This is a genomic window from Peribacillus sp. QJM3NY_7 (assembly GCF_056173225.1).
In genome coordinates this window covers 2,580,893-2,594,052 of sequence record NZ_CM149663.1, presented here as the reverse complement: position 1 = coordinate 2,594,052, position 13,160 = coordinate 2,580,893, and the positions used below count along the sequence as shown (strand labels likewise).

Annotated in this window: 12 protein-coding genes and 1 other RNA gene; 4 read left to right on the top strand and 9 right to left on the bottom strand. The window is 35.6% G+C overall.

Annotated features, from left to right (window positions below; genetic code table 11):
- Positions 1–89: 89 nt before the first annotated feature.
- On the bottom strand, positions 90–1,457 hold the full coding sequence (locus AC0VX1_RS12420) for an MFS transporter (RefSeq protein WP_475471504.1): 1,368 nt from the start codon (positions 1,455–1,457) through the stop codon (positions 90–92).
- A gap of 326 nt (positions 1,458–1,783) precedes the next feature.
- A non-coding RNA gene (gene ssrS, locus AC0VX1_RS12415) (6S RNA) lies at positions 1,784–1,971 on the bottom strand.
- A gap of 324 nt (positions 1,972–2,295) precedes the next feature.
- On the opposite strand from ssrS, the gene tatA reads away from it, so the two are divergent.
- Positions 2,296–2,502, top strand: coding sequence for a twin-arginine translocase TatA/TatE family subunit (tatA, locus tag AC0VX1_RS12410; protein ID WP_187049373.1), 207 nt, complete (start codon positions 2,296–2,298; stop codon positions 2,500–2,502).
- A gap of 325 nt (positions 2,503–2,827) precedes the next feature.
- On the opposite strand, the gene AC0VX1_RS12405 is transcribed toward tatA, so the two are convergent.
- A complete protein-coding gene (locus AC0VX1_RS12405; RefSeq protein WP_475471501.1) occupies positions 2,828–4,126 on the bottom strand; it encodes a protoglobin domain-containing protein in 1,299 nt (432 codons plus the stop codon).
- A 522-nt stretch (positions 4,127–4,648) separates the two neighbouring features.
- A complete protein-coding gene (locus AC0VX1_RS12400) occupies positions 4,649–6,061 on the bottom strand; it encodes an amino acid permease (protein ID WP_187049371.1) in 1,413 nt (470 codons plus the stop codon).
- Positions 6,062–6,565: 504 nt separating this feature from the next.
- Between AC0VX1_RS12400 and AC0VX1_RS12395 the strand changes: the two genes are divergently transcribed.
- On the top strand, positions 6,566–7,627 hold the full coding sequence (locus tag AC0VX1_RS12395; protein ID WP_072272954.1) for a DUF3900 domain-containing protein: 1,062 nt from the start codon (positions 6,566–6,568) through the stop codon (positions 7,625–7,627).
- A 56-nt stretch (positions 7,628–7,683) separates the two neighbouring features.
- On the opposite strand, the gene AC0VX1_RS12390 is transcribed toward AC0VX1_RS12395, so the two are convergent.
- The 4 genes from AC0VX1_RS12390 to AC0VX1_RS12375 form a co-directional block, all read right to left on the bottom strand.
- Positions 7,684–7,842: a hypothetical protein gene (locus AC0VX1_RS12390; protein ID WP_475471499.1), complete on the bottom strand. Its 159-nt coding sequence runs from the start codon at positions 7,840–7,842 to the stop codon at positions 7,684–7,686.
- Position 7,843: 1 nt separating this feature from the next.
- Positions 7,844–8,242 carry a hypothetical protein gene (locus AC0VX1_RS12385; RefSeq protein ID WP_475471497.1) on the bottom strand — a complete coding sequence of 133 codons (399 nt, stop codon included), beginning with the start codon at positions 8,240–8,242 and terminating at the stop codon, positions 7,844–7,846.
- A 181-nt stretch (positions 8,243–8,423) separates the two neighbouring features.
- Positions 8,424–9,041: a hypothetical protein gene (locus AC0VX1_RS12380; protein WP_475471495.1), complete on the bottom strand. Its 618-nt coding sequence runs from the start codon at positions 9,039–9,041 to the stop codon at positions 8,424–8,426.
- 13 nt (positions 9,042–9,054) lie between these two features.
- On the bottom strand, positions 9,055–9,990 hold the full coding sequence (locus tag AC0VX1_RS12375) for a ParA family protein (protein ID WP_475471493.1): 936 nt from the start codon (positions 9,988–9,990) through the stop codon (positions 9,055–9,057).
- Positions 9,991–10,363: 373 nt separating this feature from the next.
- Between AC0VX1_RS12375 and AC0VX1_RS12370 the strand changes: the two genes are divergently transcribed.
- Complete coding sequence (locus AC0VX1_RS12370; protein ID WP_475471491.1) at positions 10,364–11,221, top strand: hypothetical protein; 858 nt, start codon at positions 10,364–10,366, stop codon at positions 11,219–11,221.
- Positions 11,221–11,727: a Pycsar system effector family protein gene (locus AC0VX1_RS12365; protein WP_475471489.1), complete on the top strand. Its 507-nt coding sequence runs from the start codon at positions 11,221–11,223 to the stop codon at positions 11,725–11,727. Before AC0VX1_RS12370 ends, AC0VX1_RS12365 begins: the two co-directional genes overlap by 1 nt.
- Positions 11,728–11,755: 28 nt before the next feature.
- Here the strand turns inward: AC0VX1_RS12365 and AC0VX1_RS12360 are convergent, their stop codons facing one another.
- On the bottom strand, positions 11,756–13,048 hold the full coding sequence (locus AC0VX1_RS12360; RefSeq protein WP_475471486.1) for a nucleotide-binding domain-containing protein: 1,293 nt from the start codon (positions 13,046–13,048) through the stop codon (positions 11,756–11,758).
- Positions 13,049–13,160: the final 112 nt, after the last annotated feature.

Below are 13,160 nucleotides of genomic sequence, written 5' to 3'. Positions count from 1 at the left end.
CATTTCATTTATGGCAAAAAAGACTAAAAAAACAAATAGGCATGAAATGACAGCATGGGTATCCAAGCACTGCATTTCATGCATGTAGTTCACAAGACGTTCATTTTATTGGCTTCTACGCCCATTTCTTCAGTTGGTTCCGAGTGATCATGTTTATAATAAGCCATTTTCACTGGAACGAATGATAAGGCAACTGCAGCAATGAGACCCGGAATGGCGAAGGCGATGAAATTCAATTGGATGGGCAGCGAGATGGATAATAAAAATCCGCCGAGTATGGGCCCGAGCATGCCGCCAATCCTTCCGATACCAGATGCCACCCCTAGTGCAGTCGATCTAATATTCGGCGGATAGTACTGGGAAACATAGGCTTGTACAAGGTTTTGGGCACCAATGGTACAGGCTCCAGCAATCGCTACCAATGTGTAAATCAAAAATGAGCTTCCTCCCATTCCCAATAGCGTCAAACTTACAGCACCAAGCGCATACATCGGCACAAGCATTTTCTTGGAACCAAAACGATCACAAAGTTTAGCGATGATTAGCGTGCCTACGATAGCGCCGCCTTGAAGGACGATCAAGAAACCTAAGCTTGAATTCAACGCATACCCTGCCTCGATCATTAGCTTTGGAAGCCATGTATTCAAGCCATATACCATCAATAAGCACATGAAAAAGGCGATCCAGAACATCAATGTGCTAAGAGTACGGGAATCCTTAAACAATCCAACAATCGGCATATTGGCTTCTGTTTTTTTCACTTCCACAAGTTCGTCCTTGATGTCGAATTCACTTTCCGGACTTACCTTGGATAATATTCTGATCAGTTCTTCCTTTTTGTTGACTCTGATCAGATGGGTCGAAGCCTCTGGTAATCGTTTCATCATGAAGGGTAAAAACAACAATGGTATTCCGGCAAACCAGAATATTGATTCCCAACCTAGTGTCGGCATAACCAGGATGCCCAGTATCGGCGCAAGCATCCCTCCGAATGAGTAACCGCACAAAACGATTGAAACGACCATGCTCCGCATCGTTTTCGGTGCATAATCCGTCAATAAGGCAATGACGTTCGGCATGATGCCCCCAAGCCCTAACCCCGCCAGGAATCGGAAAGTCGAAAACATCGTAGGCGTATCCGCAAATCCACATAAAAGCGTAAATAAACTAAATAAAATAAGTGTAATCGCGATTACGTTTTTCCTGCCAATCCGATCTGCTAAGGTACCAAAGAAGATGGCCCCGAACAACATTCCAAATAGACCGTAGCTGCCCATGGCCCCAGCTTCCACGGAAGTAAGGTTCCATTCCTCTGTCAATAACGGGACGACTGTTCCGTAAACGACAAGGTCATAGCCGTCAAAAAGGATAATGATAAAACACCATACCAGCAACCCTAAATGAAAGCGGTTAAATTTACTGTTGCCAATTACCTCGGTCGTATTAATTTTAGCCATAAAATCTTTCTCCTCTCTAGGTGACTGCAATAATTCCATCCAAATGATAGCGCTTACGTAATCATTCAAAAAATATTCGACTCACATATTTTATACAAATAGTGAACTGAGTTATCTAATCGTTATTATAAATGCTAATTATCTGATATTTCAATAAAAACTTTCACATATTATTCATAATTTTTGAAGCCTTCACATAACCCGGTTATTAACATGGTATTCGCAATTTCTGGATATCATCTTTTTTTTATACGGATCTTCAACGTACCAAACCATAAAACAACAAAAAACCAGTCCCTTATCGGACTGGTTTCTAATTATTAAAGTAGTAAGCCGCCATTGCCGTATTCAAGTAAGAAAGTTTTAAACCACCACTCCTCAAAGTGGGTGTTTGCAGAAGCAATCCTGTTGTCCAAGTCAGTGACGAGGCATAACATTCCTGTTTCAATATAAAACTCCCTATTACAGCTTAAAGGTTAAAACTTAATTATCATTACGAACAACGCAGCTTGTATAGTTATAATACCGAAATATCATCAAACTTGCAAGTTTAATCATTCCCATTCAACAAAAAAATTTCATGCCCAAAACGTCAAATGGTACTCTGCTTACACTATCCGTCCCCCACTTTCATTGATATCATTTTAGGGAATATCATACTTGGGTAAGTAAATATTTTAAGATAGAATGTGCAAGATAAAATGGAGACGGAATTGAAAGCGTTTGTCTTCCAAAGATCATCGGATGTTCAACACTATAATATATTCTAAATACCATTTGCAAATACATGGAAGGAGTCTATAATATTAACTAATAGATTTGATTGGAGTGACTGATTATGCTATCAAACATTGGTTTTCCCGGTTTAATTTTAATCCTTCTTTTAGCTTTAATTGTTTTTGGACCGAACAAGCTGCCTCAAATCGGACGGGCAGTCGGCACCTCACTTAGGGAATTTAAAGATGCAACCAAGGGAATAACAGAAGAAATACAAGAAGAATTCAAAGATGACGTAAAAGCTGCAAAAAAAGAAACGATAAAATGAAAAAGACGCCTGCACGCAGCAGGCGTCTTTGATGCGTTTGTGGCGCAGAACCGTCAGGCCACATCCCGACGTTTAGCTAAAAGCTTGTTCTTCGACTTACACAAATTAGCTCATCGCTTTATTAATATAACATTAAACTTATATTTTATCAAGTGATTTAATGAGCAGCCTGTTAACGGCATCCATTGGGAAGTAATTTAAATCCCTATTTATAGTTTATTCATATTCTATAGACTGCTTTGGGGGTTTTTAGATATATTCTATCGAGTTGTTTATTAAAATACAAATGAGTCATAGAGCTGTTCTGCAAAACCGTTCAACTTCATTACAAGTTCATTGTCAATTGAGTCAATTGATCCGAGGAAACGGCCACTTGATTGAACGCTTCATTAATTTCATCGAATATTTCATTCAGCTCTGTCATTTCCTTGGTGATCTTGATATTCTGCTCTTTCACAGAAAGCATGGCCTTTGCTATATCAGTAAAAAATATGCCCGTTTCTTTTCCTTGTTTCGTGCCTTTAGTAATTTCCCCGCTAACCATGGAAATTGACGTGTTCATGACATTGGTAAAATGAGCGATTCCATTAACCAATTTCACTACTTCAGATACCGAGTCCTTGGTATTTTCCGATAGCTTCCTTACCTCACCAGCGACAACCGCAAATCCTTTACCATTTTCACCAGCTCTTGCCGCTTCGATCGCTGCGTTCAACGCCAACAAATTCGTTTGCTCGGCAATTGAAGTGATGATCGTGACAATTCGTTCAATTTCCTTTGAGGTATTGGAAAGCTGCTCCATATCTTTTGAAATGATCGTCATTTGATCCTGCGTTTTCACCAATCTTTTCTCTAATCCTTGTAACAGTTCCACTCCCTCATTTGACTTTCCTTCTGCATGTATGGCAATCTCGGACCCCTTTTGGGTGAAATCATGAATTTCCCCTACCTTATTTGCCATTAATTGAGTTGCTGAACTGGTCTCTTGACTGATTGCTGCCAATTCCTCTGCATTATGATTGACCTGTAGTTTCATCGTCTCTTTTTCTGCTAAGTCTTTTTGGCGAATCTTCTCATTTTCGAGTTCATATGCTTCTAAAACTATTTGCTGCTCTAAATTAAAAATTTTAGTGACAGCCAGAATGTTATCTTGATATTGCTCAATATTTTTTATGTTGGAAATCACATGAATGATCAATGATTGCAATAAATCCTGAAATGCACTCATATACCATTTTGGCTGAAGTCCAATTCGCACATGTACTTGTGCGATAATATAACGCTGTTTAATATACGCATCATCAATGGTTCCGCTAAACATTTCGAACATATGACGATGCAGTGTCTTTTTCAACCTATCAACAGAACCATTGTCCTTAATGATTTTCATTAAAGAGGGTTCATTTTCTAGATTTTTATAAAAGTTCCCTACAATTTGTGTCAAATGTTCCTTCACTTGTTCCTGTAAAGAACGAATTATACACAAATCCTCGATGCTCAAATGAATCATTTCCACTTGATTCAATACGCTAGGATATTCCTTGATATTGATACTGACGTGTTCTTTATATTGCGTATAGTCTATAGAATCTATCTTTTGTTTATTTCTCCATATTCTTTTCATGATTAAATTGCCCCCCCATTTTTTAACCCTTATATACTATTTCGACATAAAGTCTGTTTATCTTAATTCACTTTGAAAAGTTTTCTTCTTTCACATAATACTTATGAACGATATATGTCCAAACAAAAAAAGACACTCCAGAGAGTGTCCCAGACCGTATACTTTTTTTGAGAGAGTGTAGAATATGAACGTTGATTGGAACGTAGGGCACTCGCTTTCCGCCGGCGGTCCGGGAGCCTCCTCGGCCCTCTTGGTGCCTGTGGGGTCTCAATTGGACGCTCTTTTCCCGTAGGAGTCTCGTACCTTCCGTTCCAATAAACCGGAATATATTTTCAAGAAAAAACTGTAGGCTGGACTCATTTCGAACACTTGGATAAGCTCGCGACACTCCTGCTGAATAAATAGTTAGCGAAAAACAAAAACATGTAGGATAACCAAGTTTTCATTTAAAATCTTGGTTCGGGGAGATAGCCTTCCTAACTCCTTTAGTCGTCAAACTGAAACGCTCAAAAAGTGTCTTTTTCAATGATCTTTTTCCTGCTGGTTAAGGTTGGAATGCTTACGGGAATAAGCGAAGTAAATGACTACTCCGATAGCCATCCAGATTAAAAACCTTATCCATGTATGACTCCCTAGCTGAATCATCAAGAATACACAAAAAACGATTGCCAGGCCAGGAACGAGCGGTACTGCCGGACAATAAAAAGCTCGTTTCATATCCGGTCTTGTTTTACGTAAAACGATAACCGCTACGGAAATCATCGTAAAAGCAGTCAATGTTCCAATGTTGACCAACTCTGCCAATTCACCAAGAGGTATGAATGCTCCCAATAGGGCCGCTATCATACCAAATATCCATGAAGCTGCATAAGGTGTTTTATATTTTTTATGAAGTTTTGATAAGGATTTTGGCATCAGCCCATCACGTGACATTGCAAACATAATTCGCGTTTGGCCATACAACATTACCAAAATCACCGTTGTCATTCCGAGGAAGGCACCTAGATCGATGATACCTGCAACCCAATTTTGTCCTGCGCTTTGCAAGACCAAAGAAATCGGGTGATCAAGAGCCTGGCTGAATTGTGCATACGGTACCACACCAGTCATGATCAAACTTACCGCCATATAAAGCACTACACAAATGACTAATGAACCGAGAATTCCCCGTGGTAAATTCCTACCTGGATTTCTTGTTTCTTCAGCCGCAGATGCAACTGCATCAAAGCCGATGAAAGCAAAGAACATTAAGGCGGCAGTTGAAAATACTCCATCGATACCAAATGGCATGAAAGGCTGCCAGTTTTCCGGTTTCACATAATAAATAGAAGAAACGATGAACAACAACACTACCAACACTTTAATAACGACCATGATATTATTGATTCTAGTCGTTTGTTTCGTACCTATGGAAATCAAAAAGGTTATCGCCATGACGATCAAAAAGGCCGGCAAGTTCATATAAGTCGTGACACCTTCGACCGAACCCGGTGCCGCCGTCAATTTCTCTGGAAAGTTAATTCCGAATCCACTTAAAAATGATTGGAAATAGCCCGACCACCCGGCCGATACGGCACTAACAGCCAATAAGTATTCAAGAATTAAATCCCATCCGATTATCCAAGCGGCGAATTCACCTAAAGTTGCATAAGCATACGTATAAGTCGAACCGGATACCGGCACGGAAGCTGCAAATTCTGCATAAGAAAGTGCAGCGAATAAACAGGCAAGCCCAGCAATGACGAAAGATAATGAAAGTGCAGGACCAGCATTCACTGCACCAGTACCTGTTAATACAAATATGCCTGTCCCAATAATCGCTCCGATTCCTAGCATCGTTAAATCCCAAGCTCCTAGTTCCCGTTTCAATCCTTTACCGCCGGAACCTGCGTTTTTCAACAAGTCCTCAATGGACTTCTTCCTAAAAATACTCATGTTCTTTCCTCCGTAAATTTTATAGACTATTCTGAAAACTACAGACAAATAAATTCACTTACCATTTATATCGAAGAAATTTCGACAAATTTCTACAATTCCTGAATTGTCTGACTTTCAAATTATACGTATTACCCCTTCCTTCGTCAATGATTTATTATTGTAAAATTCTGTTTTTTGAATTTTACTTGGAAGGGAATCCTTAATATTCAACAGGAATATCAATATTTAACAAATAAGGATGAACAATTCATTATTTTAATATCAATAAAGTGAGCTATTGGAGTATTTCGATTAATTTTTTCTTGTATAAGTCCTAATATTTTTAATCCAATATTGGATCATTCGTTATTTTTGTATATGTATTATTATGAAATAATACTCCAATATTATTCTGATCATTCATGCGCCAATAGTTTGACGGAATCAAAGTACATCACTATACTTATTAAGTCTTAAAAAAAGTACGGGAATTATGCTTAATAATTGAAGAAGGTGACATTCATGGATTTTGCAATTACCTATCTGTCTTTTTATTTAATCCAAGTCGAAGGAAAAGGCGATCAGGCTGATAAGCGTTTTAAACATTTCCAAACTCTTGATACTGAAGAATACGAAGAAAGTCCTCTAAAGGATTTTTTGGATGGGGAATTGATGAAGATTTCCAAACGGAAAGTCGACCGTCATCCAAAAACTGAACAAATACCGACGAAAATTGGATCTTTTATTGTCGAAGAAGGACATGCACTTGATTCCAACCCTAATTACAATGTATTTAACCGTGTTCGATATGCAAAAACAAAACAGGAATTCCAAGAGGAAAACGAACAATTCACGCGGTCTTATATTGATACAAGTGCCGTCCGTGGCGGTGTCTTCATAATCGCATCGGCAAAATTAACGAAATATCTTGATGAACCATTCGTTTTCTTACTAAAATGTGATTTTGAGCCAAAAGTTGCTTCGATTTCGGATGAACGGACCTTGATTAGGCACGTTGAAATGGCAATCACCACTAAAAATATGAAATCCATCCAATACCCATACATGCCCGAAGAAGGAATGGTCGAAGAAGGCGAACTGAAAATCCACCAAGCCTCACATGCCCGCTACTTCGAGGACTTTTTGAAATTCGTGGAGTACGGGGAATCAATGCCGGAAATCATGAAAAATCAAGTCATTCACATGGTCCATGAACATGTATCCGCTCAATTCGAAGAAAACAGTGACGAACTGCAGAAATTCGAACAGGATCTGGAAATCTGGGAAACCAGTGAAAAGCGGGAAATCCAGGAACGCCTTGAAACCCATCAGGTCGTCGAAGCCACAGCCCAGATTGTCGAGCATACACCTGAAGCCGAAATGCGAATGAAGCTTGGCAGTACATCCGTCAAAGGACTGTTAGCCGATTTTGGCGAAAGCATTCATTTAGGAAAGATTAATGGGAAGTATGTATTGATGATAGAATCCAATACAATAGAGTTCGATAAAGGCGTTTCCCCGATTGAGTTTCATAAGCCGGATGATTTGATGGAGATTGTGGAGCGGATTAGTAGGAAGGTTTGAGTATTTTAATACGTATATTTTGAGCATTGTGTGACCACTAATATAACAGAAAACAGCTATACAAAGGTTTTCCCGGCAATATTAGTGACCGAAAGTGTGACCGCTAAATTAACAAAAATGGCTCTTATTCCTGTTAAAAGGTTTCCTAAAGGATTACTAACAAAAAGAGAGAATGCATTATGAAATAGAATTCTCTCTTTTTGTTTATACTTCAATTCAATACATCCTTTTATTAAATCTACATAACCCTTGCTCTTTATATTTTCTAATTAGTTTTGCTTCATATTGTCTTGCTTCTTTTTCTGAATCAAATTCCGCCAGAAACTTATAAGTGAGCTTCCCTTCTTGCATCAACTTTTTATGTTCCAAGTTTCCTCTATTTGTATATCTCCTACATCGGTACCAAACTCCACTTCCAACATAAACAATCCTTCCGTTTAGCAAATGTTCATATACAACAAACTTATTTACCTTTCTTATTTCTCTTGGGTTCAAATCATGTTTCTTTATTAGTTGTATGATTTTTTGAAAAGTTGTGCCATATATGTTTGCTATGTCTTGATTAGTCATTTTATCTGATAAATGTAGTATTAGTTGCTCCTTTGTTGGCAACATAAAAAATCACCTCGATATTCTTATATCTAAGAAATACGAGGTGTAAATTAATATTAAATATAATTCAAATAACTATTGAGGAAAAACGCTTCACATAACATAATCTTATCTTCACTACAAAAATTTAGCACGATCGTCGAAGAAACGTCTTAACCTTCTTAAGAGACCTTTGTGACATTTTTTATAATTTTTGTCTAATTTTATAAGACCTCAATTTCGCTTCTACAACTGATTTTACTAGGACATCAATAATATTATCGATTGAAGCTCCTCTATCTGGGTAAACATTAAATGTTCTAGCAAATTTAAATAATTCATTTTTATTAGAAAGAAGTGGTGAATTCTCAATCAAATTCCTTGCTTCTTTTACATCCATCGAGCTTTCAAAAGCTTGAGATAGTTCAGCTAATTCCTTTTCTTTAGAGTTTTCGCGAGATGCCCTATAATCAATTTCATCTTTAAGCTCTTCTGCTTTATTTATAATTTTATTTATTAAATCATCTACAGTATCTCGTGATTTCGTCTGTATATCTATGAACTTTGCTAACTGTATTAACTCATTTTTTTGATTGAATTTATTTTTTATAACAGTTTGCTTTTCTCCAAAGGTTGATTCTGAATTAATCTGTAAAAGAATATCCAAATATTCATGTTCCTCATTTATATTGATATTTTTTTCAATAACTTTTATTTCTGAATAACCATTTATCAAACTTTCATATTGACTAGTAGTTATATTTTGCACAAAATTGTGAATTAATTTAAATAGAATTTCACTGTCTTTTTTTGAGTTTGACACTATATGTCCCTCCTCACAAAGTAACTCCTGTTAATGATATAAACTCATCAACTAATTTCTCTATTTCGCGTCGAATATCTAAGTATAGACCTGAAACTTCCGTATCAAGAACTACTGGAACTCCCACTTCAGGCGATTCAGCAAATAACGTATTGTTATTTCGAATATGCTCCTCAAATACAGGATACCCAGCACGTCTAACCTGAGAAATATATACGGATTGAGCTTGAATAGGAGACCCTTTATATATATTTATCATAGTAAATATTACACCAGAAAGCCTAGGATTGATTTCAACCCATTCTCCTGGTCCGTCATTTACATAATTATTATACCTAGACTTTAGGTTGTCAATGTGGCGTACTAATTGGTCAATACCTAAAGTAGATAAAAAATCTGCTTTGGCTGGAACAATAAATAAATCACTTGCTATAATAGCATTTTGAGTCACAATATTAAAGTTAGGTGGACAGTCAATTAACACAATATCGTATTCACCCTCAATTTCTTCCAGTCCTCTTTTTAATCTAGTGAATAATCTTAAAAAACTACTTCTAATTGTTCTTTGTGAATTTCCACCATACTGTGTAGCTAACTCTAAATCTAAATTAATTAATTCGAGATGTGAACTTATTAAATCTACTTTCCCTTCAGAAGACATAGACCTTATATGTTTATTTACTTTATCGGGAGTCACAATTAAATCTCTTAAAGATACATCTCTGTTATCATTTAAGAATTCATCATACCAGTGCTTTATCGTTCTACTAGAATTGTCTAATTCTCTCCATTCATCAACATTAATAAATGAAAAAGTTAAATTTGCTTGCGGATCTAGATCTACAATTAAAACTCTAGAACCCCTAAACGCAAGTTCAGCTGCAATATTAGCAGTTAAAGTTGTTTTACCTACTCCGCCTTTGTAGTTAATAAAAGAAACTATATCCATAAAAAATGCCACCCCTTTTTAGTCAAATATACCATTTTTAAAACTTTTTAGAAATTAATAAATTATAAAACAGTCTCTAAACAATATTAAAATACTAAAAAACAGCACCTAAATCAGATGCCGCTTCCTAACTTACTTATAGGTTCTCCACAATTAATTGCACCATACCCTAGTGAAAGTTTTGAAATAAAATTGATATTTTATTACAATGTAGTTTTTATATACCTTTTCTGGATTTATTTTATTGACTTATCGAAAAATAGCTATTAGAATAATGTCAAATATAGTCAGACGAAAGGGATTAATTTTTTTAATGACAAGACTTAGAAAAACAAGGCGAAGTATACGCAGGGGGATAAACAGAGGATTAATATTGAAAAGTTTAAATGTAGCTGATTTACAGGGACACTTTTCAAATACTAATCTTTTTAAAGGTACAATTGGCTCTTACGATAATTTACCTGCAGCAACAGTTGTTTTTGATTTATCTGGTTCATCCTTGGACATTAGAAATCGCGGAGCAAAAAATTTTGCAGCGAATTCTCAATACTTATTTAGAAGATTAACAGATATTATTTACCATAACCACGGAATTGTTGAAAAGTTTCCTGGAGATGGAATAAGTATGCATTTTCCTAGTATTTCTCCTGACGAATGGGATGAATATTTATCCGAAGAGAATTTGGGTAATACTAATTTTGATGGAATCAACTTTAATGATATTGATTTAGACGAAGATGGTTTATACAAAGTAGACTTTGATGAAGAATATCTTGATGAAGAGTTTTCTTATGAAAAAGAGTATCTTGACGAAGTAGATTCTGACGAAGTAGATTCTTATGTAGATTCTTATGTAGATTGTTTTTCTAAGGAAATAGCAATATATAATGCTTGTAAAGCAATCAAACAAATGGATTACTTTTTACGCAAAAGGATGAAACTGAGTAGAAATAAATATAGGTTTACACTCACTTATGGTAAAGACACAATTATTACAACTTTCGGTAGTTCAAGACATCAAGAGCTTATTACAATTGGACACGCAGTAAATGTTGCTCATAAACTTGAAAAACTTGTAAAGCAAAAAGAATGTTTTTTAGGAATAGATCCCTATTGTAAGATATTTGTTGAACGCATGGATATTTTTCCGTATTTGTCCTCTTATTCATTACCTAGGGAACTAACTAGAGATAATAACCCTAATGAATATTGGTACGGGGTGAAGTTTTAATGAATTTATCGAATCCAGAAGATATTAAACAATTGTATGATTACCATAAGCATAATTTAGTGTACATAGGGGATTATATTAAGTTTGCAGATGGTAAAGCCGGGATTGCTTTAGGAGCAACTTTAGTTATGCTGGGTTTCTTTGGAAATGAAGCAAAGGACATTGGATTTAGTAATTTGTCTTTCGCGAATTACTCTTTATTAATTGGGCTTCTACCATTAATTACAGCATGTTATTTTTTTATTTGGAAAGTCCTTTGGCCTCGCTATACAACTGATACTACTCTTTATATGTCTTGGGGAGGAATTGGCTCTTTCTCAAACAGCAAAGCCTATGTTGATCACATTGAAGATACAAATGATATAGACTTCATACATGATTTAGGACATCAAAACTTCGATCTAGCTAAAGTTTGCATTAAAAAATACCTGTATTTAAAATACGGATTTATTGCTCTAACTTTTGGAGCAATTATTGAATCTATAAGTTGGTTTTTTAGTAAATAAAAGGACAAACCGAATGGTTTATCCTTTTTTATTTGTCCAATATTTCTATCTGTTCATTAATTCCTAGATCTTTCATTACATTCTTATCATCATTGACAAATATTCCAAACCTATCTCGCCCAATTAAATTTCCTTGTGAATCATAAATGGAACACTCCATGTAATGATGTCCATTATATGCCGTGTGTCGCTCACAAGTGTATTTATCTTTAAAGTTATCCATTATATAAGTTAATCCGTGCTCAGATTTACTAGCTTCTTTTCCTCTATTTATTACTTTCCACTCGATCCTGCTAGGTTTTAATTGTTTTAAAGCTCTCTTTAGAACTAATTTAAATCCTAAACCCGCTCCCTTTTGAATAGTCCTAGTATTACTCTTTAATGGTATAATATTTTTTAAGTCCTCTGAAACTTGACCTATAATTTCAAAATCATCTGGAGATTTAAATCTAGTCGTCTGCTCTTTAGGTAAAAGATATTTTTCCCAATCGAATATTCTCATCTGATAGTATGCTTTTAATTTACTATCAACTAGAACATATTTATCCTCATGTGTTACCCCATCTTTTACAAATGTCTTAATTTTTATTAGTTCATCTGGTAAATCAAGGTATGAAAATACATTTTCGCCAATCATTATATTATTTTTAGGAGCATTCCCCTGAAGTTTAGCTGCCAAGTTTGTATGGATACTAGTTGAAGTTACTTCCGTTATTTGATCCAAACCATAAGAGGACCATAAAACTTGATGTTCATCCCCTATATCAATACCTATTCTTATTCGTAATGGTTCTAGATCATTCTCTATAAAAAACTCACTTAATGTATACTTATTGTATGACTGCATTAAAGAAGCTGCGTTCAATGCATTTATAATTGCATCTGATTTCTTCATACTTTTATGCCCAAAATAAGCAAAAACAGCATCACCCTGTAGTCGATGAATATGTCCATCAAATACCTGGAAAATTTCAATAGCAGATCTTAAGATAGCGTTTTTATAAAACCTTACAGTTGATAACGGAAATTTCAAACCCAATTTTGTTGAACCAGAAATATCTAAGAATAAAGAGCAAATATACTGATTTCTGGTTTCAGTTTCTAATAAATCCGAGAAATCCGGATGAATTCCAATGGCACTTGAAAATGGAGTTTCAGTTTTACCAAACAAATTGCGTAATTGATCTTTTGCAGGTAAGACACTATCTAGATCTGAGGCGTTCGCCATTTTTTCGAACACATCATAGTGGGATTTCTTCAGTATTTCCTTCGGAACCTTTTGTGCAAACATTTGATCAAATATTGGTTTTAATTTTTCCATATTTACCTCCATTAAGAGAAAAAGTAACTACAGTTATATTCTACCACTATTGTTATAGTTTAAAAGAATGTGCTTGAAGAAATATTTAGAGGGAGTCAATGATCTTATCTAA